This window comes from Streptacidiphilus jiangxiensis (assembly GCF_900109465.1).
In the GTDB taxonomy this organism is placed as follows: Bacteria; Actinomycetota; Actinomycetes; order Streptomycetales; family Streptomycetaceae; genus Streptacidiphilus; species Streptacidiphilus jiangxiensis.
In genome coordinates, this window is sequence record NZ_FOAZ01000009.1 from 208,691 (window position 1) to 228,881 (window position 20,191).

The 20,191-nt window shown below is 73.7% G+C and carries 17 protein-coding genes; 9 read left to right on the forward strand and 8 right to left on the reverse strand.

The window, feature by feature from the left end:
* Positions 1-175: 175 nt before the first annotated feature.
* From BMY61_RS19185 to BMY61_RS19195, 3 genes are all read right to left on the reverse strand, one after another.
* Positions 176-1,102, reverse strand: a complete 927-nt coding sequence (locus tag BMY61_RS19185; RefSeq protein ID WP_042445508.1) for a HesA/MoeB/ThiF family protein — start codon at positions 1,100-1,102, stop codon at positions 176-178.
* Positions 1,099-1,278, reverse strand: coding sequence for a hypothetical protein (locus BMY61_RS46300; protein WP_042445511.1), 180 nt, complete (start codon positions 1,276-1,278; stop codon positions 1,099-1,101). The genes BMY61_RS19185 and BMY61_RS46300 overlap by 4 nt, the downstream gene beginning before the upstream one ends.
* Before the next feature lie 147 nt (positions 1,279-1,425).
* The gene (locus BMY61_RS19195; RefSeq protein ID WP_082014911.1) at positions 1,426-2,577 is read right to left on the reverse strand and encodes an AI-2E family transporter; all 1,152 of its coding nucleotides are present in this window, start codon (positions 2,575-2,577) and stop codon (positions 1,426-1,428) included.
* 182 nt (positions 2,578-2,759) lie between these two features.
* On the opposite strand from BMY61_RS19195, the gene BMY61_RS19200 reads away from it, so the two are divergent.
* The 3 genes from BMY61_RS19200 (at position 2,760) to BMY61_RS19210 (ending at position 7,869) form a co-directional block, all read left to right on the forward strand.
* Positions 2,760-3,413 carry a GAP family protein gene (locus BMY61_RS19200; protein WP_042445514.1) on the forward strand — a complete coding sequence of 218 codons (654 nt, stop codon included), beginning with the start codon at positions 2,760-2,762 and terminating at the stop codon, positions 3,411-3,413.
* A 156-nt stretch (positions 3,414-3,569) separates the two neighbouring features.
* The gene (locus BMY61_RS19205) at positions 3,570-5,630 is read left to right on the forward strand and encodes an MMPL family transporter (RefSeq protein WP_236655951.1); all 2,061 of its coding nucleotides are present in this window, start codon (positions 3,570-3,572) and stop codon (positions 5,628-5,630) included.
* Positions 5,631-5,736: 106 nt separating this feature from the next.
* Positions 5,737-7,869 carry a SpoIIE family protein phosphatase gene (locus tag BMY61_RS19210; RefSeq protein ID WP_082014912.1) on the forward strand — a complete coding sequence of 711 codons (2,133 nt, stop codon included), beginning with the start codon at positions 5,737-5,739 and terminating at the stop codon, positions 7,867-7,869.
* Between the two features lie 2 nt (positions 7,870-7,871).
* Here the strand turns inward: BMY61_RS19210 and BMY61_RS19215 are convergent, their stop codons facing one another.
* On the reverse strand, positions 7,872-8,726 hold the full coding sequence (locus BMY61_RS19215) for a universal stress protein (RefSeq protein ID WP_042445522.1): 855 nt from the start codon (positions 8,724-8,726) through the stop codon (positions 7,872-7,874).
* A 121-nt stretch (positions 8,727-8,847) separates the two neighbouring features.
* On the opposite strand from BMY61_RS19215, the gene BMY61_RS19220 reads away from it, so the two are divergent.
* Positions 8,848-9,786 (forward strand): oxidoreductase, encoded by a 939-nt coding sequence (locus BMY61_RS19220; RefSeq protein ID WP_042445525.1) that lies wholly within the window; start codon positions 8,848-8,850, stop codon positions 9,784-9,786.
* Positions 9,787-9,859: 73 nt separating this feature from the next.
* Here BMY61_RS19220 and BMY61_RS19225 read toward each other — a convergent pair whose 3' ends face one another.
* The 3 genes from BMY61_RS19225 to BMY61_RS19235 all read right to left on the reverse strand — a co-directional run bounded on the left by BMY61_RS19225 (position 9,860) and on the right by BMY61_RS19235 (position 12,703).
* On the reverse strand, positions 9,860-11,026 hold the full coding sequence (locus BMY61_RS19225; protein WP_042445527.1) for a hypothetical protein: 1,167 nt from the start codon (positions 11,024-11,026) through the stop codon (positions 9,860-9,862).
* Positions 11,027-11,351: 325 nt separating this feature from the next.
* Entirely contained in the window at positions 11,352-11,633 is a 282-nt protein-coding gene (locus BMY61_RS19230; protein ID WP_143094432.1) for a hypothetical protein, read from the reverse strand.
* Between the two features lie 110 nt (positions 11,634-11,743).
* Positions 11,744-12,703 (reverse strand): esterase/lipase family protein, encoded by a 960-nt coding sequence (locus tag BMY61_RS19235; RefSeq protein ID WP_042445531.1) that lies wholly within the window; start codon positions 12,701-12,703, stop codon positions 11,744-11,746.
* Between the two features lie 320 nt (positions 12,704-13,023).
* On the opposite strand from BMY61_RS19235, the gene BMY61_RS19240 reads away from it, so the two are divergent.
* On the forward strand, positions 13,024-14,775 hold the full coding sequence (locus BMY61_RS19240; RefSeq protein ID WP_042445532.1) for a sensor histidine kinase: 1,752 nt from the start codon (positions 13,024-13,026) through the stop codon (positions 14,773-14,775).
* A 329-nt stretch (positions 14,776-15,104) separates the two neighbouring features.
* Here the strand turns inward: BMY61_RS19240 and BMY61_RS45060 are convergent, their stop codons facing one another.
* Positions 15,105-15,704 carry a hypothetical protein gene (locus BMY61_RS45060; protein ID WP_042445534.1) on the reverse strand — a complete coding sequence of 200 codons (600 nt, stop codon included), beginning with the start codon at positions 15,702-15,704 and terminating at the stop codon, positions 15,105-15,107.
* Between the two features lie 401 nt (positions 15,705-16,105).
* Between BMY61_RS45060 and BMY61_RS19250 the strand changes: the two genes are divergently transcribed.
* The 4 genes from BMY61_RS19250 to BMY61_RS19265 all read left to right on the forward strand — a co-directional run bounded on the left by BMY61_RS19250 (position 16,106) and on the right by BMY61_RS19265 (position 20,190).
* Complete coding sequence (locus BMY61_RS19250) at positions 16,106-17,002, forward strand: universal stress protein (RefSeq protein ID WP_042445536.1); 897 nt, start codon at positions 16,106-16,108, stop codon at positions 17,000-17,002.
* A gap of 154 nt (positions 17,003-17,156) precedes the next feature.
* A complete protein-coding gene (locus BMY61_RS19255) occupies positions 17,157-18,164 on the forward strand; it encodes an Acg family FMN-binding oxidoreductase (protein ID WP_042445538.1) in 1,008 nt (335 codons plus the stop codon).
* 140 nt (positions 18,165-18,304) lie between these two features.
* Positions 18,305-19,318, forward strand: coding sequence for an alcohol dehydrogenase AdhP (gene adhP / locus BMY61_RS19260; protein ID WP_042445540.1), 1,014 nt, complete (start codon positions 18,305-18,307; stop codon positions 19,316-19,318).
* 38 nt (positions 19,319-19,356) lie between these two features.
* Complete coding sequence (locus BMY61_RS19265) at positions 19,357-20,190, forward strand: universal stress protein (RefSeq protein WP_042445543.1); 834 nt, start codon at positions 19,357-19,359, stop codon at positions 20,188-20,190.
* The last annotated feature ends 1 nt before the right edge of the window (position 20,191 follow it).

Genomic DNA, 20,191 nt, shown 5'->3' on the forward strand with positions numbered 1-20,191 from the left:
CCTCGGGCCGCGCGCTCCCCTGCGGCGCGCGGTCCGAGGCGGTGGGGGCGTGCAGCGGCTCCCGCGCTGTTCGGGGGGAACCGGCGCGCGGGAGCGCTCCCAAGAGGATCCCGTGCCTCCGGACCGCTGTCCAGACGGTGGGAACGGCCCGTTCGCCGGCGACCGACTCAGCCGCTCATCCGTGTCCGAACGCGGCCGACACGAGCAGCACGACGACCGCCACGGTCAGCGCGGCGAGTGCGATGCCCACGGCCAGCTTGCCGGGCGCGGTCGCGGGGAGGTCGCCGACCGGGCCGAGGGAGGGGAAGCGGCTGCGCCGGCAGGCGGGGCACGGCCGCGTGGGGAACGGGACCCGAACCGGGCGGCTGCTCAGGCCCGGCAACGGGAAGGTGGCCCGGACGCCGGCGGAGGTCGGCGTGAACCCGTGCAGGTAGATCGCGGTGCGCTCGGGGTCGAGGATCGCCGCGTGGTCGTCCTCCGCATGCGCGAGCGCCGTCACGACCTGGGCGGTGGCCAGGGCGACGAGCTGGATGTCGACCCGGGCGCCGCGCGCCGCCTGGGCGTCGGCGGCGCCGCGCCGGAACGCCGCCGCGCACGCGTAGCAGGGGGTGGGGCGCTGCGGGTCCACCCACAGGATCTCGCCGACCTCCGCGTCCCGGATCCGCGGGTCCACCCACACGCCGGGGAAGACGGCGGGCGTCCCGGTCTGAAGGGCCACGAGGTTCACGGCGTGCTGGCAGTCCGCCGAGTCGGTGGCCGCCACGACCACGTCGGCGCTCGCGACCAGCGCGCGTCGCTCGTCGGCGGGCAGCGCGGTGAAGTCGGCCTGCAGGCCGGTCGCCGCGCAGGGCGGGAAGTCGGTGCGGATCTTCGCCGCCAGGGCGGGGGCCTTGGGTCGGTCCAACGCCGGGGCGCCGAGCGGATGCCGCAGGAGGTTCTCCACCGCCAGCCGCTCCGGGTCGACCAGCACCAGCGGGCTGAAGCCGATCCGGGCCAACTCCTCGGCCAGGAAGCCGCCGACGGCCCCCGCGCCGACGACGAGGACCGCGCCCGTCAGGGGCCGGTGCCGCGCCCAGACACGGTCCTGGTCCAGGCCGGTCAATCGAAGATCCAGCGGGCCACCCGGATCGGGCGGGGCAGGTCCTCCGGCTCGCCGTCGGGGTTCTCCTCCGGCCTCAGCTCCCCGCTCTCGGCGTCGAGAAACCACTCCTGATCGCTCTCCCGCGCCTCCTGCGGCGTCAGTTCCGCCTCCTGCAGGATCTCCGGTGCCGCGCCCATGGGAACCCTCCTTCCAGCCCTCGCGGGCTGTCACGGACCGTCGGAGACGACCAGGTCCGCCGTCCCTCCACGCTACCGCGCGGTACGCCGCCCGGCGCGGCCGAGGCCCAGGTCAGCCGGACGGCGCCGTGGTCACGGCGTGGTCCGTCAAGGGAGGACGGGCTCGCGCAGCGCCTGGATGACGGCCCAGGCGACGGAGACGGCGGGAACGGCGATGACCGCGCCGACGAAGCCGAGCGCGAGCGTGCCGGTGATGACGGACACCGCGACGACGACCGGGTGCAGCGACACCGCCCAGCTCATGATCAGCGGATGCAGCAGGTGGCCCTCGATCTGTCCGATCACCACGATCAGCGCGAGCACGATCAGCGCCGTCACCGGTCCGCGCGCCGCGAGCGCGACCACGCTGGCGACGGCCAGCGCGAACGGGGAGCCGATCAGCGGCACGAACGCCGCCAGGAACTCCAGCACCGCCAGCGGCAGGGCGAACGGCACCCGCAGCACGAACAGGGCGATGCCGACCAGAATGGCGTTGGTCGCGGCCACCAGGATGATGCCGCGGATGTAGCCGGCGAACGTCCGCCACGCCGCGCGCCCGGCCCGGTCCCACCGGACGCGACCGCTCGCCGGGAGCTGGTCGCGGGTCCACGACCACATCCGCTCGCCCGAGTGGACGAAGAACACCGAGCAGAACAGGCCCAGCGCGGCCACGGTCAGCGCCTCCACCACCTGCGTGGCGCCGCTGACGGCGTTCTGGATGAGCGTGGACCGGTGGGACGAGACGAACGACGACACCTTGTGCTGCAGGTCCGTCAGGGCGGACGGGTGCACGTGGAACGGCCGGCCCTCGAGCCAGACCTTCAGCCGGTCCACCCCGGAGTCGAACTGCGTGGCCACGTGTCCGGACTCGCCCGCCACCAGGAAGCCCGTCAGCGCGCCCGCCCCGGCGATGAACAGCAGGCAGAGCACGTAGGCGGCAACGACGGCCAGCGGCCTGGGCATGAACTGGTTCAGACGGTCCGCCAGCGGGCGCAGCACCGCCGCGACGACCAGCCCGAGGAAGACCGCGATCGCGACCGGCTGGAACCGCGCCAGCAGCCGGTACAGCACGTAGGCGAGCGTGCCGAGCACCAGCAGCCGCCACGCCCACCCGGCCGCAACCTGCAGTCCGAGCGGGATCCGCTGTCGGGCCGGGGTGCTCTCGGCGTCGAGGGCCCGCGTCGGCCTCGGCCCGCGGATCGCGTGGCGCGTGGCCGTGGCGCGCCGACGGGGCGAGGCCCGAACGGACGGGCGCGTCATCCGGTCTCCTTCCCCTCGGTCCCCTCGGGGCGGGTCCGCGGCCCCGCCACCGGCCGCGCTCCTCCCACTCTCCCCGCGTACCCGCCGCGCCGCGACTGCGGACCGTCCGCTCCGCCGGGTCGCCCTTTCGGGACCGCCCGGGTTCCATGGAACCAAGGGCCCGAGGAACCCCGGAGGCGCTCATGGTCCTCGACCTGACCCTGATCGGTCTCGCGATCACGCTGGAGCCGGTCCCGGTGCTGGCCTTCATCCTGGTGCTCGCCGGCGACCGTGGGCTGCTCAAGGGCCTCGCCTTCATCCTCGCCTGGCTGGCCTGCCTGGTGCTGGTGATCGTGGTCGTCACCACGATCACCGGCGGCAAGCCGCTGAAGCCGCACACGTCGCCCTCCGTCGCGGCCGTGGCCGTCAAGCTGGCGATCGGCGTCGGACTGGTCGTCTACGGCGAGCGAAGACGACGACGGCTGCGCCGGCCTCGGCCTGCCCGCAGCTCGCCGGCCTGGATGGCCCGCCTGGACCGGGCCTCGGTGTGGACGGCGGCCGGGATGGCCGTGCTGCTCCAGCCCTGGGGGCTGGTCGCGGCCGGGGCGGCGACCGTCACCGAGGCCCACCTGTCGGGCCTGGCCGACTATCTGGTGCTGTGCGGGTTCTGCCTGCTGGCCACGGCGAGCCTGCTGGTCATGGAGCTGTGGACGGTGTTCGCCCCCGAGCGCTCGTCCCGTGCCTTCACGGCGCTGCGCACCTGGATCGAAGGGCATCAGGAGCAGGCGATCGTGCTGCTGTCCCTGCTGGTCGGCCTGTGGTTGGTGGGCAAGAGCATCTCCGAGTTGGCGAGCTGAGCCGGTTGGCGAGCCGAGCGTTTGCGGGCCCCGCGCGAGGGGCGGAAGGTTGAACGAGGGACGGCCGGGGGGGTCCTCGGGCAGAGGTAGGCGAGCACGACGAATGCTTGGACGCGGATCACCGCGCTGCCGTGCGGGCGGCGCGGCAAGTGGGTCGTGCTCGCCCTCTGGCTGGTCCTGCTCGTCCTCGCCGCGCCGCTCGCCGGGAAGCTGACCGGCGCCGAGGACAACCAGGCCTCCAGCTGGCTGCCCGGCAGCGCGGAGTCGACGCAGGTCCTGCGGCTCCAGGAGCAGTTCGGCACCGCCGACACCGCGACCGCCGTCGTGCTCTACACCCGCCCGAGCGGCATCACACCCACCGACCACGCCAAGGCCGTCGCCGACGCTGCGGCGTTCACGCACGCCCCGCACGTCGTGGCGCCGATCCGCGGCCCGGTCGCCTCGGCCGACGGACGGGCCCTGCAGACCGTCGTCCCCATCAGCATCGGCAACGGCGGCTGGACCAACCTGACCCCGGCCGTGAACAGCCTGCGGACCACCGCGACCACCGGAGATCCGGGCCTTGCCGTCCACGTGACCGGCCCCGCCGGAGTGGGCGCCGACGAGGCCAAGGCCTTCTCCGGGATCGACTCCACGCTGCTGTACGCCACGGTGACCGTGGTGATCGTGCTGCTCCTGCTCACCTACCGAAGTCCGGTCCTGTGGCTGCTGCCACTGCTGTCGGCCGGGTGCGCCCTGTTCGCGGCCGAGGCGGTGATCTACCTGCTCGCCGCGCACGCCGGGCTGACCGTCAACGCCCAGAGCGCGGGCATCCTGATCGTGCTGGTGATCGGCGCGGGCACGGACTACGCGCTGCTCATCACCGCCCGTTACCGCGAGGAGTTGCGGCGTCACGAGGACCGGCACGAGGCGATGGCGTACGCGCTGCGCCGGGCCGCGCCCGCCATCCTCGCCAGCGCGGGGACGGTGGGGATGGGGATGCTCTGCCTGCTGGTCGCCGAGATGAACTCCACCGCGAGCCTCGGCCCCGTCTGCGCGATCGGCGTCGGCGTCGGCCTGCTCTCCATGCTGACCCTGCTGCCGGCGCTGCTGGTGATCTGCGGGCGCTGGGTCTTCTGGCCGGTCAAACCGGGCTACGGCACGCCGGAGCCGACCGCGACGGGCGTGTGGGCGCACGTCGGCGACCGCATCGGACACCGGCCGCGTGTCGTGTGGATCGCGACGGCACTGGTGCTGGGCGTGTTCGCCCTCGGAATGGTCGCCCTGCGGGCCGACGGGCTCAGCACGGCCTCGAGCTTCACCGGGAAGCCCGAGTCGGTCACCGGGCAGCAGGTGCTGGCGCAGCACTTCCCCGCCGGGTCGGGCTCGCCCGTGGTCGTGATCTCGAACGCGGCCGAGGCCGCACCCGTCCGCCAGGCGTTGGCGGGCACCCCGGGCATCGCCTCGACCACGACGCCCGTCGTGCGCAACGGCTACGCGTACACCGAGGGCACCCTCGCCTCGGCACCCGACAGCAAGGCGGCGCAGGACACCGTCGACGCCGTCCGGGCCAACATCCATGCCGTGCCTGGAGCCCAGGCCAAGGCGGGCGGCAACACCGCCGTGCAGCTCGACACCCAGCGCGCCTCCCAGCACGACAACCTGGTCGTGATCCCGCTGGTGCTCTCGGTGGTGCTGGTCATCCTCGGTCTGCTGCTGCGCGCGCTGGTGGCGCCCCTGGTGTTGATCGCCACCGTCGTGCTGTCCTACGCGGCGGCGCTCGGCATGAGCGCCTTCGCCTTCCGGCACCTGTTCCACTTCGGCGGCGAGGACAGCGCGTTCCCGCTGTTCGTCTTCGTCTTCCTGGTGGCGCTCGGTGTGGACTACAACATCTTCCTGATGACCCGCGTCCGTGAGGAGTCGCGACGCCTGGGCACCCGGGCCGGCGCCAGGGCGGGTCTGGCCGCGACCGGCGGCGTGATCACCTCGGCGGGCCTGATCCTCGCCAGCACCTTCGCCGTGCTCGGCACGCTGCCCGTGGTGGCCTTCGCCGAGATCGGCTTCGCGGTCGCGCTCGGGGTGCTGCTCGACGCGCTGGTCGTGCGCTCGGTGCTGGTCACCGCGCTCACCATGGACCTCGACCACCGCATCTGGTGGCCGAGCGCGCTCTCCCGGGCGGGCGGACCACCCGCGCAGCGTCGCGAACGCGCGGCACCGTCCGTGACGCACGAGCGCTGAGCCGTGCCGTCCGGGCGCGACCTGCCCCGCCCGCGTGCACGATGGAGTCAAGGACCCGCGAGGCTCCGCCGCCGGACATGCGGCACGCAGGGCTGGAAAGGCGGCCATGGAACACAGGCCCAGGCCTGGGGGCGGCCACACGGCCGTTGCGCCACTCGACGCGACGGCTGCGGAGGTGCTCGACGGCCTGTTCGAGGCGACGCCGAGCGGGCTGGCCGTCTACGACACCGACCTCCGGCTGGTCCGGATGAACGCCGCGCTGGAGCGGATCCTCGGCGCCCCCGCCGTCACCGCGCTCGGACGCCGCATGGACGAGGTCTTCCCGTCCGGTGAGGGCGAGCGGATGGTGGCCCGGCTCGCCGCCGTCCTGAGGACCGGCATTCCGGTCCTCACGACCGAACACCGCGGTCGTACCGCGGCCGACCCGGCTCGGGACCACGTCTGGGCGATCTCCTCCTTCCGGCTCGCCGCCGCCGACGGGCGGATTCTCGGCGTGGCGTCCTCGATCGTCGACGTCACCGAGGTCGACCACACCAGGGAGCGCCTGCTCACCCTCAAGCAGGCCGCCGAACGGATCGGTTCGACGCTCGACGTCATCGGCACGGCGGAGGAGCTGGCCGAGGTCGCCGTACCCAGGCTGGCCGACTTCGTCGCCGTCGACCTGCTCGACGGAGTCGCCGAGGGGGCGCCGCCCCCGCGCGGACCGGTCCCCGGCACGGCGGTGCTGCGTCGCGCCGCGGTGCGCTCGGTCACCGAGAACGCACCGGAGTCCGCGGTGCCGGTCGGCACGGTGACGACCTATCCGCCGGACACGCCCTACGCGCGCTGTCTGAGCTCGGGCGAGTCCCTGCTGCTGCCGGTGCTGGACCGGGCCGCGGACTGGCTCGCCCAGGGCGGCGAGCGGGCCGCGAAGATCCTCCGGGTGGGCGCGCACACGCTGATGACCGTGCCGCTCAAGGCCCGCGACGTGACGCTGGGCCTCGCCCACTTCTACCGCTGGGAGCTGCCCGAACCCTTCGACGGCGAGGACCTGGCCCTCGCGGAGGACCTGGTCAGCCGCGCCGCGGTCTGCATCGACAACGCCCGCCGCTACACCGAGGAGCACCGCGCCACGCTGACCCTCCAGCGCAGTCTGCTGCTGCGCGGCAGCATCCCGGTGCCCGGCCTGATGGAGACCGCCCACCGTTATGTCCCGGCCCGCGCCCACGCGGGAGCCGCGGGGGACTGGTTCGACGTGGTCCCGCTCTCCGGGGCGCGCGTCGGTCTCGTCGTCGGGGACGTCGTGGGCCGCGGCATCGAGGCCGTCGCCCGGGCCGGCCGGCTGCGCACCGCCATCCGCACCCTGGCCAGCCTCGACCTGCCGCCTGACGAACTCCTGTCCCGCCTGGACGCCTTGGCGCGCCGTCAGATCGACGCCCCGTCGGTCGCCGGGTCGGCGGACGAGTCGGTGGGGCCGGGGCTCAGCGGCACCTGCCTCTACCTCGTCCACGACCGGGTCACGGGGCAGTGCACCATGGCCAGCGCCGGCCATCCGCCGCCGATCGTCGTCCGCGAGGGCCGCGGCGCCGAACTCGTGCCGCTGCAACCGGGGCCACCGCTGGGCCTGGGCACGCTGCCGTTCGAGGCGACCGAGATGCAGCTGCCCGAGGACGCGGTCCTCGCGCTGTGGACGGACGGTCTCGTCGGCGCGCGCGACCAGGACCCGGACGCGGCCGTCGCCCGACTTCTGGGCGCGCTGGCCTCGCCCGCGGGCTCGCTCGACGAGCTGTGCGGGACGGCCTTCGCCGCGGCCCTCGCGACGCGCCGGCCGGACGACGACGCGATCCTGCTCCTGGCCCGCCCGCAGCGGCTCCCGTCCGATCAGGTCGCCACCTGGGAGCTGCCCGTCGACCCGGCCGTCGTCGCCCGCGCCCGGGACGAGGTGTCGCTGCGGCTGGCGTCCTGGGGGCTGGCCGACGAGGGCATGGTGACCGAACTCATCGTCAGCGAGCTGGTGACCAACGCGATCCGCTACGGCAAGGAACCGATCCTGCTGCGCCTGATCCGCGACGGCGGGGAGCTGATCAGCGAGGTGTTCGACCGCTCCAGCACCTCACCCCACCTGCGCCGGGCGGCCGACACCGACGAGGGCGGGCGCGGCCTGTTCATGGTCGCCCAACTCGCGGACGCCTGGGGCACGCGCTACGCCCCGCGGGGCAAGACCATCTGGGCCAAGCAGGCGCTCCCCGCCCCGCAGTGACCTCAGCCGTGTGGGACGGTGACCACCGGGCACAGGGCGTGGTGGATCGCCGCGTGGGTGACCGGGCCGATGTGCGGGCCGATGGCGGGGTGGTGGCCGCGCCCCACCACGAGCAGGCCGGCGCCCGGGGCGACGCCCACCACGGCACGGGCCGGACTCTCGTGGCTGAGGTGCTCGACGACGTGGACGGTGGGGAACTTGTCGCGCCACGGGCGCAGCGTCTCGTGGAGCTGCTCGACGTCCCTGTCCGCGCCGGCGTGGTGCCCCAGCTCGTCGCGGCCGATCAGCGCCGGATGGCGGCTCGCGGCGTGGACCGCGACCAGCGGCGTCCCGTGGCGTGAGGCCGCCGCGAAGGCGAACTCCAGCACGGCCTCCTGGCCGGTCCGCGAGCTCACGCCGACCGCGACCGGACCGGGCCCGGAGCGGGACGGGTCGTCGACCGCTCGGACGAGGACGACGGGGCAGGTGGCGTGGGCGACGCCGTGCAGGCCGACGGAGCCGAGGAGGAAGCCGGGCACGGCGCCGAGCCCCTGGGAGCCGAGCACCAGCATCTCGTTCTGCGCGCTGTCCCCGCCTGCGGTCAGCAGGGCGTCGGGCGTCTCGGTGCTGACCAGCTCGCTGGTCACCCGAACGGTCGGGAACCGCGTCCGGACGTCCGTCTCCGACTCGTCCAGGAGCCGTTGCGCCGCTCGGAGCAGGGCCTCCTCGTGCGGGATGGTCTGGGCGGTCATCGAGCGCAGCAGCCACAGGTGGACCAGGTGCAGCGGGAGCCGGCGCTGTGCCGCCTCCTCCGCCGCCCAGCGCACGGCCGCGGTGCTCTCCGGGGACGCGTCGACACCGACGGTGATCTGCTTCATGCGCCTCTCCTCCAGCTGCTCCCGCTGCTCCCGCTCGCTCCAGCTTGCGCGACCGGGCTCCGCGGCGCCCGGCGTGCGGACCGGACGCGGGGCGTCGAGGATGGCGGTCAGGAGGCGAGCGATGAGTTGGACGGCAGCACGGATCCCGGACCAGCACGGCCGGACCGCCGTGGTCACCGGGTCCAACGGCGGGCTCGGGCTGGTGACGGCACGGGAGCTCGCCGCGAAGGGCGCGCACGTGGTGATGGCGGTGCGCAACCAGGAGAAGGCCGCCGCCGCGGTCGAGGAGATCAGGACGTTCGTTCCCGACGCCTCCCTGGAGCTGGTCGCGCTCGACCTGTCGGCGCAGGAGTCGGTGAAGGACGCCGCCGGGCGGATCCTGGCCGCCCACGACCGCCTCGACCTGTTGGTCAACAACGCGGGCGTGATGGCGATCGCCGAGGCGCGAACGGTCGACGGGTACGAGACGCAGTTCGGTGTCGACCACCTCGGTCACTGGACGCTGACCGCGCTGCTGCTGCCCGCGTTGCTGCGCACGCCCGGCTCCCGCGTCGTGACGGTGACCAGCACCGCCCACCACATGGGTCGCGCGGTCGATCCGGACAACCCGCATCTGCGCGGCCGCTACGGCCCCTGGCGCGCCTACGGACAGGCGAAGCTCGCCAACTTCCACTTCGGGCTGGGCCTGCAGCAGGAGCTGGAGCGGGCCGGCGCGGGGACGGCGAGCCTGATCGCGCACCCGGGCCTGTCGAACACCGACCTGCAGGCGGTCAGCGTGGCCGGATCCGGCGGCGGCGCCTCCCAGCGGTTCTTCCACACCATGGCCGCCCGCACCGGTATGTCCGCAGCCGACGGTGCGCTGTCGCAGCTGCGCGCCGCCACGGACCCGGCCGCGAAGGGCGGGGAGTTCTACGGCCCGCTCTTCGTCAACAACGGTGCCCCGGTGCGCAAGCCGGTCCTGCGCCGGATCGGGATGGACCGGGCGATCGCCACGCTGTGGCAGGTCTCCCGGCGCGAGACCGGGGTCGCACTGGAGGTCCGCACCCGGACGGGCGACTGAGCGCGGCAGAGCCGGGTGCGGGGTGGGGCCCGCACCCGGCCTCTTTCACGGCTGGGTCCTCAATCGGCCTGCGTCAGTGCAGGATGGCGTGCGAGATCGCGCAGTTGTTGGTGTCGTTGGACCAGCTCGCCTGCTCCGCGTAGGTGCCGTAGGAGCCGAACGAGATGTTGGCCGCGCCGCCCGAGGTGCCGGGGGCCAGCCAGGCGCACTCGTCGGAGTTCTCCTGGCCCTGGTAGGAGCTGCCGGTGTTGTTGGTCCAGCCGCCCGCCGGGTTCATGTCCGACATCATCTCGTGCCACTCGTGACCCAGCGTCATGGTGTACCCGTCGAGGGTGCCCGCGGAGCCGGAGTTGACGAAGTCGATGCCGCACTCGCTCTGGCCGAGGTACTTGAAGTCCATGTTGTACGGCTGGTTGGAGAAGGCGATGTCGCCGTAGTTGGACGTGACCGCACCGCCGGTGAGGGTGGTGTCACCGTTCCAGTCGTGCCAGGCGCAGAACCCGGTGTTGAGGTTCTGGTAGTCGTCCGGGTTGGTGCCGTGCGGGGAGAGGATGACGTAGTAGGCGTTGCGGTTCGACGCGGCCGTGGTGTTGCCGAAGTGCGCGGCCGCGTTGACGGCCTCCACGCCCAGCTGGTGGCCGGTGGCCTGGGACGGGGACTTGGCCGAGTTGTCGTACCAGACGCCGGAGAGCACGCCGCCGCTCTGGTACGGGATGAAGTTGGCGTTGCTCGGGCAGCTCGTCGCGCCGGTGGTCACGTTGGGGCCGTCGCACCACTGGGTCAGGTCGGCCGACCAGGTCTCGTTGTTGGTGCCGATGCCCTTGAACATCTGCTGGGCGGCGGAGGCGGCGTGGTCCGGGTCGCCGGTGAAGGCAGCGTTGCCGTTGGCGTCGGTGCTCTTGGTGCCCCACTGGGTCCCGTAGAAGACCAGGTAGACCTTGGCGTGGCCGCTGTTGACGCCGATGCCGTCGATGCCGCCGCCGAAGGACAGCGTCTCGGAACCGGTGGCGGTCGCCGCGGCGTGGGTCTTGGCCCAGCCCTTGATCTTGGTGTTGCCGTCGATGGTGGGGATCGCGCCGTGCCGGTAGGCGTGCTGGTAGCTCGGGCTGTAGGGGTTCGCCGAGGGGGCGGCGGTGGCCGAGGACTGGGCGGCGGCGAGCAGGCCGCCGGTGAGCAGGGTCAGCGAGGCGGCTGCGGTGAGGAGCTTGTGGCTCGCGCCACGCTTGCGGGGGTGACCCATGGAAGGGTGTTCCTCTCTGCGCTCTGCGCCGCTCCGGATGGAGACAGCGCCTGTCTGCCGGTTGGCCGGAGGCCGGGATTGCCGACCTCGAAGTGCCAACTGGCAAGTGGGGGAAGGTACTTGAGACAGTGCAGGTGGAGCCGGCGAGTGGTGCACCACTGGCCGTGGTGTAGACAAGCAGAGTTGATCAGACCGGGTCAATGGCAGGAGCGAAATTCACAGTTCCGTTAACGGGAACGAAACGAGGGATGGACGAACGGACCCGGCGCCGGCGCTCGTAGTGAGCGCCGACGCCGGGTCGGGTCGGGGGAGGGGTGTCGGCTGCCTACTCCGGGAGGTTCAGCGGATTGCCCGGGTGCCAGACCACCTGCGGGCCGAAGCCGCGCCGCGTGCGGCTGAGCAGGCCGGCGATCTGCTCGTGCAGGAGCTCCCTGACACGCTCCGGTGTGCCCGGCGGCAGATAGACGGACAGGGTCGAACCGGAGCCACGGTCGTCCGAGGAGTCGCCGGTGTGCGGGGCCGCGAGGTCCGACGCCTGGCAGACGGCCGGACGGCCAAGGCGGCCGTGCCGGACCGTGACCGGCGGGAAAGGGGTGGTCTCGTCCACCGGGCGAGGGTACGGCACGAAGCCGTGACTTGTCTGCACACGGGCAAGCTTCGTGGTGATCTCTGAGCGGTCTGAGAGGAAACGGTGACCATGACCGCCCGTCACCGGCGCTACAGGCCGGGCGAGTACCAGACGCAGGGCACCCACACCGGATGGGCGGGGTCGAGCGCGTTCAGCACGTCCCCGAGCGCATTGGGATCGAAGGCGATCCCGACGTGCCCGGTGAAGTCCAGGGCGCACTGCTGCTGGAGATCGATGTCGTGAACCCCGGAGCCGCTGAGGAACGAGGACTGATACGGCGTCACCACCGCGTCGTACTCGGTCTCGATGACGGTGTAGTTCACGCCCGCGACCGTGTCGGGCAGCGAGTCCAGTCGGCTGACGAACCCCGAGCCCGACTCCTGCTGGACGCAGGCCGTGCAGGCGGCCGAGACCAGCGAGTTGACCAGCCCCTGGGTGCCGGTGTTCTGAGCCAGCGTCACCAGGCCGTCCAGGGTGGTGCCGTGGCTGGACGGCGCGAGGCCGACCAGGGTGTGCACCTTGGCCGCGCCGCCGAGGAAGCCGATGTAGTAGCGCGGCATCATGCCGCCCTGGGAGTGGCCGACGATGTCGACCTTGGCCGCGCCGGTCGCGGCGAGCACCTGGTCGACGAAGGCGGAGAGCTGGGCGGCGCCGGTGGGGATGTCGTCGATGCCCTGGATGACGTTCCCGGACGGGCCGCCGTAGTTGAGCGCGAAGACGCAGTAGCCGTTGTCGTACAGCAGCGGCGCCATCGAGTCCCAGTTGTCGCGCATGTCGCCGAACGTCCCGTGGACCAGGACCACCGGGTAGGGATGGGCGCTGCTGGGCCTGCAGGACCAGTCGTTGGCGCCGGGCGGCGAGGAGGCCGGGTCGGCGAGGGCGGGGATGACGCCGTTCGTGGGGGAGTAGGCGACGGGAAGCGGCAGCCCGCCGGCCTGGGCGGGTGCGGCGCCGGCGCCCAGGAACAGGGCGACGGCGGCGGTCAGCGACGCCGCTGCAGCGGCGAGTCTCCGGCGGGGGCGGGCAGGGCGGTGCGGCAGGACACGCATGGACGCTCCAGGGTGGAAGGGTGGGGGAGCGGAGCGGCGGCGCCCCGTCGCAAGGCGCGCGGACGGAGGCCGGTTCGTGCCGTGGGCGGTGACGGGCTGTGATGCGGCGCCTCGTCGTACGGGATTGTCGTGCCGCGTTCACCCGGGGGTCCATAGGCGTGCGCGAACTTGTTACTGACCCGTCAGTATCGGAGTGGGTTCAGGTGGCTCAGCCGCGCCAAGGCCGACGCGCACACGGCTGGTCGCGCCGCGCTCGCTGGCTCGGTAACGTGGCCTTGGCCGGGGGAAACGGCAGACAACACAGGTGGGGTGGAGGGCACGTGCCCGAGGAACCGTCGGCGGCGACGGACAGGGGAGCCCTGGGACTCCCCGATCTGCGCCTGGACCAGCTGCTGGAGGAGCTGCAGTCCCGGCTGGACGCCGCGCGCGGCACCCGCGACCGGGTGCACTCGCTGCTGGAGGCCGTCCTCACCGTCGGCCGTGAGCTCGACCTCGACCAGGCGCTGCAGCAGATCGTCGAGTCCGCGGTGTCCCTGGTGGACGCGCGGTACGGCGCCCTCGGCGTGATCGGCGACGACGGCATGCTGGCCAAGTTCCTCACCACCGGCATGACGCCCGAGCAGGTCGAGCGGATCGGCCCGTTCCCGACCGGCCACGGCATCCTCGGCGAGCTGATCCGCCACCCGGAGCCGCTGCGCCTGCGCGACATCGCCGAGCACGTCGCCTCCGTCGGGTTCCCGGCCAACCACCCGCCGATGCACAGCTTCCTCGGGGTTCCGATCCGGGTGCGCGGCGAGGTGTTCGGCAACCTCTACCTGACCGAGAAGCGCGGCGGCGGCCAGTTCGACGCCGAGGACGAGTCGGTGCTGCAGACGCTCGCCGTCGCCGCCGGGGTGGCCATCGACAACGCGCGCCTGTACCGCGAGGCCCGACTGCGCGAGCGCTGGCTGACGGCCAGTGGAGAGATCACCAGTCGGCTGCTGTCCGGCGCGTCCGAGCACGACGTGCTCGCCGAGTTGGTGCAGGCCTCCCTCGGGCTGGTCGAGGCCGACCTCGGCGTGATCGCGCTGGCGCTGCCCACGGCTGCCGGCGCGGAGCTCGCCGTCCAGCTCGCCGAGGGCGTCGGGGCCGAGGAGCACCGCGGGCTGCTGCTGCCGCTCGAGGGCACCTTCATGGGGGCGGCCTTCACCGCTCAGGCGCCCGTGACCAGCAACGACGTGGCCAACGACGTGCGGATCACGGCCGGACCGCCCCGCTGGCAGGGGCTCGGCGCGGCCGTGGCCGTGCCGATGGGCTCCGGGCCGAAGGGCCCGCGCGGCGTGCTGATGCTCGCCCGCAGGGCCGGTCTGTACCCGTTCGCGGCCGCCGACGTCGCCCCGCTCAAGTCCTTCGCCGACCAGGCCGCGCTCGCCCTGGAGCTGGCCGCGCGCCGCAGCGACGCCGAGCAGCTGGCCCTGTTGGAGGACCACGACCGGATCGCGCGCGACCTGCACGACCTGGCCATCCAGCGGATCTTCGCCACCGGCATGACGCTGCAGAGCGCGCAGCGCTTCATCACCCACCCGCAGGCCGCCGACCGGGTCGGACGCGCCGTGGAGGACCTCGACGAGACGGTGAAGATCATCCGCACGTCGATCTTCGGCCTCCGCTCGCGGGCCTCCGCCCAGGAGTCCGCCGGGCTGCGCGCCCGCCTCGTCGACGTCGTCTCCCGGTTCATCCCCACCTTCGGCTTCACCCCGTCGCTGCGCCTGGAGGGTCTGCTCGACACCGACGTGTCAGCGGAGATCGCCGAGGACGTCCTCGCGGTGGTGGAGGAGGCACTGAGCAACGCCTCCCGGCACGCCGCGGCCAAGGCGGTCGAGGTCTCGGCCAAGGTCACCGGCGGAACGGCGCCCGAGGTCGTGGTGACCGTCACCGACAACGGTGTCGGCCTGCCCGAGGGCGGGCGGCGCAGCGGGCTGGTCAACCTCGCCGAACGGGCCGCCAAGAACGGCGGCACGCTGGAGACCGAGACCCCGGCCGGCGGTGGCACCCGCCTCGTCTGGCGGGTGCCGGTGCTGACCGAGCCCTGACCGGGCGGCGGACAGCGCCTCCCGGCCGCCCGGACCGGCACGACCGGCGCCCTTGCCGCCCAGCCGATCGGCCTCCTCCGCTGCTTCGGCTCAGGACCTGATCGGCCCGCCGGAGAAGGCTCGAGGTGCCCGGACGCAACGGACCGGACCGGACCGGAGGAAGCAGCCCGGCGATGACCGCGGTCGTCGCCACGGCTCGCGGGTCGGTCTCGGCCGCCTGTCGGTGCGACGCGGAGGGCAACGCCGTCCTGAAGGTCGCGCTGTTCCGTCGCCGACGGGACGGCGTGCCCGTGGGCCGACACCTGGGTGTCGGCCCACGGGCGTACGGGTCAGTTGTCGGCTGTGAGCCCGTCGGAGAGGTGGTCGGGCATCGTGCCCATCAGACGGCCGAGCCGGGGGCCGGCCTTGGGCCGCAGCAGCGCGTCCACACTCCAGGTGGCGCCGGCCGACGCGTGGAACAGGGCCAGGGCGGCGAAGATGTAGGCCACCGCCGGGCCGAGGTCGGTGATGCCGGGGGCGCTCCAGGGCAGGCCGAAGGCCTCGGCGCTGGACCAGACGCCCAGTGCGTAGACGGCGCTGCCGAGGAAGACCGCGTTGCTGAGGAAACCGGTGACCATGGCCAGGGCGATGCACGTCTCGATGACGGCGGTGCCCACGGCGAAGGCGGCGGGCGCGGAGGTGGCGACGGCGTGCCACACCTGGATCCACTGGTGGATGACCGGTGTGTGCACGGTGCTGCCCTGGCCGAGCTCGTCACTGAGCGTGCGGCCGTGGATGAAGCCCGGCAGCCACTTGAAGGAGGCGTCGACGGCCCAGACGAGCCCGAAGGCGATGCGGACCGCGGCGGCGCGGTGCAGCGTGCGTAACGCGCTGGAGCCGGTGGTTTGTTGGCGGGTGAGTCGGCTGGTCGATGCTGTTGAGGTCGACATGGTTCTGCGTCCTGTCCGGAGCGGGGGAGGGAGCCGGAAAGTGGACACGCCGTCGGCCGTCCGACGTGCCTCGCACGGGTGCGGCGTTTGCCTCCCCGTGAGGTGGTGTCATGTCGAGACTGACGAGCAGCTCATGGGCATGTCAATGAATCCGAGGCCTTTGAGAGCACCTTGATAGAGCGCTCAGAGCGTGCGCGGCTCCGGACGGGCAAGCGCGCCGAGGACGATCGTGACGGCCTGCGGAACCGCCTCGGCCAGGACCGGGGGAGGCGGAACAGCCGGGACCGGGGCCGCCCGGCCTCTCGGGCGAGGCCGGGCGGCCCTTTCCGCGCCCCCGCGGGCGTGGCGCACTGGAGCCGAGGCGAGCCTTACCCGAACCGCCCCGGACGAAGGAGGCAGCCATGTCGTACGCCGACAACGCACCGATCCGCATCGTGGCCGGCGTCGACGGCACCCTGGAGAGCCGTCACGCCGTGGCCTGGGCCCTGGACGAGGCGAAGCGCCGCGGAGAGGCGGTCGAACTCGTGCACGCCTACGAGTACCCGCCGCCGCTGCTCCCGTTCTACGCCGCCGCCACGGAACTCGGCCAGGACCACCTGCGCGAGGTCGCCCGCGCGGCGATGAAACGCGAGGTGGCCGACGCCGCCACGCGCGAGCCGGGGGTTCTCGTCAGCGGCGAGGTCCGCGAGGGCCCGCCGATCGAGGTACTGCTGGACGCCGCCCGCGAGGCACGGCTGCTGGTCCTCGCCACGCGGGGTACCGGGGCTCCGGGGGAGCTGGTCGTCGGCTCCACCGGCACCGCGCTGGCCGGCCAGGCGGCCTGCCCGGTCGTCGTCGTGCCCTCGCCCGAGGACGGCGCCGCGGCCGGTGGCTCCGGTCCGGTCGTCGTCGGCGTCGACGGCTCCCCGCACGGTCGGGCCGCGCTCCGGCAGGGCCTGGCGGAGGCGTCGCTGCGAGGCCGCTCGCTCGTCGTCGTGCACGCCTGGCACGGTGTCCCCGGCGGCGTGTCCCAGTCCGCCGCCGCGCAACGGCGCCGGTTCAGGGCCGACGAGGTCTCCCACCAACTGCTCGTCTCCGAGACGCTGGCGGGCGAGGGACAGCTGTGGCCCGAGGTCGCCGTGACCGCTCACGTCCGGGAGGACCACCCGGTCCGCGCCCTGCTGGAGACGGCGCGCAGCGCCGCCCTGCTCGTCGTCGGCGCCCGCGGTACCGGCGGCTACCCCGGCCTGGCGCTCGGCTCCGTCGCCCTCGCGGTCCTGCACCACGCCACGCGCCCCGTCTGCGTCGTCCCGGACTGAACGGGAGGCGTTCGGGGACCGCAGTGGGGGCCGGTCGGCCCTGTGCAACGCCGGGACGGGGGCGAACGCTGGGACAGGAGGAGACCAGCCGGGCTTGCCCGGCCCTCGCACGCAACGATGACACCCGATCGGTCCACCGGAGGAGGCGGCCGCCATGACCGAGAACTCCCGCACCATCCACGCCCCGGACGCGCTGACGCCGGAGCAGTTCGGCCAACTGGCGGCCGCCGGCGGAGCCGCGCCCTCACTGCACAACAGCCAGCCCTGGCGCTTCCGCGCCACCGACGACCGCGCCGGGCTGCTGGTCTGCGTCGACCGATCCCGTGCCGTGCCCGCCACCGACCCGACGGGGCGCGCCCTGCTCGTCTCCGTCGGTGCCGCCGTCCTCAACATCCGGGTCGCCGCCGCGGCACTCGGCCTGGCGACCCGTCTGCGGCTCTTCCCGGACCCCGGGCAGCCGGACCTTGCGGCGGAACTGCGCTTCGTCCCGCCCGGCCCGGGCGAGCACCCTTCCGTCGACGCGGCGCTCCACCCCGCGATCACCGAGCGCCACAGCAGTCGGCAGCCGTTCACCAACCGTGACGTGCCCGAGCGGCTCGTCGGCGAGCTGATGGCGGCGGCCGACCAGGAGGGCGTCGTGCTGGCCGTGCTGGAGGAGGCCGAGACCCGGCGGGTCCTCGAGCTCACCACCGACGCCGAGCGCCGCACCGCGGCGGACATCGCCCGTGAGGCCGAACTGCGCAGCTGGGTACGGTTGGAGGCCCCCGCGAGCGACGGCATCCCGGCAGCGGCGCTCGGACCGCTGGACCGCGACGCCCGCGTGCCCATGCGCAGCTTCACCGGACACCCGCCGACCGGCGTGCCGGCCTCCGCCCGGTTCGAGCCGCTGCCGCAACTCGCGACGTTCACCACCCCGCACGACGACCGCAGCGCCTGGCTGCGCACCGGCATGGCGCTGGAGCGGGTGTGGCTGCTGGCGACAGTGAACGGCGTGCGCGCCTCCGTGCTGCACCAGGCCGTCGAGTGGCCGGACACGCGCTGGCAGTTGCGCGATCCGGAGAGCGGTCCCGGTTACGTTCAGATCGTGCTGCGTCTGGGCTTCGGCCCGCCCGGAGCCGAGACCCCGCGGCGACCGGTCGCGGAGATCCTGCAACTGGACTAGCCCCGGACCGAGCGCTCCGGGCCACCCGGCCCGCGCGGCGGGGACCGTCCGGCCCAAGGAGGGCCGGGCGGCCTCCTGCTGGGATGGGTGTCCGACCGCCCGCCCCGGCCCGACCGGGGCGACGAGGTGAGGAGAGAGTGATGAAGGCTGCCGTCGTCCGTGACTTCACGGCCCCGCTGACCATCGAGGACCGCACGCTGCCCGAGCCCGGCCCGCACCAGGTCCGGGTCCGGATCGAGGCCTGCGGGCTGTGCCACACCGACATCCACGCCGCCCGGGGCGACTGGCCGGTCAAGCCCACCCCGCCGTTCGTCCCCGGCCACGAGGGCGTGGGCATCGTCGAGGCCGCCGGCCACGAGGTGCGGCACGTCCGGGTCGGGGACCGGGTGGCCGTCCCGTGGCTCGCGGACGCCTGCGGCCGCTGCGACTACTGCGTCACCGGGTGGGAGACGCTCTGCCTCCAGCAGCACAACAGCGGCTACTCCGTCGACGGCGGCTACGCCGAGCAGGCGCTCGCCCACGGCGACTACGTCGTCCCGGTCCCGCACGGGGTCGACCCCCTGGACGCCGCGCCGCTGACCTGCGCCGGAGTGACGACCTACAAGGCCGTCAAGGTCTCCGGCGCCCGCCCGGGCTCGCGGGTCCTGGTCTCCGGCATCGGCGGCCTCGGCCACCTCGCACTCCAGTACGCGCGCATCGCCGGCGCCGAGACCGTCGCCGTGGACGTGACCGACGAGAAGCTCGCCCTGGCCCGGGAGCTCGGCGCCGACCACGTCATCGACGCCCGCACCCAGGACGTGGCCGCCGAGACCCAGAAGCTGGGCGGCGCGGACGCCGCGATCTCGCTCGCGGTGAGCAGCGCGTCCTTCCAGGCCGCCTACGGCGCGCTGCGGCGTGGCGGGACGCTGGTGCTGGTCGCCCTGCCCGCCGGGGGCAAACTGGAACTGCCGGTCTTCGAGACGGTGCTGAACGGCACCAAGGTCGTCGGGTCCATCGTCGGCACGCGCCAAGACCTCGCCGAGGTCTTCCGCCTGCACCAGCTGGGCCGGACCCGGGTGATCCGGGAGAGCCGCCGCCTGGAGGAGGTCAACGCCTGCATCGAGGAGGTGCTGGCCGGCAAGGTCTCCGCCCGCCTCGTCTTCGACCTTCGCTGACCGCCCGTACGGCGGCCCGGACGCAACAGGAGGAAGCCATGCCCAAACCCATCGTTCTGGCGGTGGACGAGGACGCGACCGACGACGGACCCTCTCTCGCCTGGGCCGCGTCGGAGGCCGCGCTGCGCGGAGCCGAGCTGCGGCTGCTGCACGCCTGCGGCGACGCGGCCCCGGACTACGCCCGCCAGTTCCTCGACACGCTCGCCGACGGGCTGCGCAAGCGCAGTCCCGAGCTCCTCGCCGTCAACGTCGAGGCCGTGCCGGGAGACGTGCGCGACGCGCTCGCCGCCGCGACGGCCTCCGCCGAACTGCTCGTCCTCGGCGCCCGCGGCTCGGGCGGATTCCCGGGGCTGCTGGTGGGCTCGACGAGCCTGCACCTGGCCGGCACCGCGGGCTGTCCCGTGGTCGTCGTCCCCGACCGCAGGGGTATCGGCGCGGGCTCGGTGGACGGGCGGGTGGTCGTCGGCGTCGACGCCAAGGACCCCGACGAGGCGGTGCTGGACTTCGCCTTCGAGGCCGCCGAACGGCGGAGCCGCTCCCTGCGCGCGGTGCACGCCTGGCGCTATCCCCTGCTGACGCAGGGCCGGGCGATGCCGCCCGTCTACGAGAAGGGCCACATCGAGGCCGACGAGGAGCGGCTGCTCGCCGAGGTACTGGCCGGCTGGCGTCAGCGCTACCCGTCGGTCGACGTCGGCGAGGCCAGTGTCCGGTCGGGTGCGGCCAAGGAGCTGGTGGCGCTGTCCGCGGACGCCGCGCTGGTCGTCGTCGGGCGCCACGGGAGCCACGCCGGGCCGCTCTCGCGGCTCGGCTCGGTCAGCCTCGCCGTGGTCCAGAACGCGCTGTGCCCGGTGGCCGTGGTGCCGGTGGGCTGAC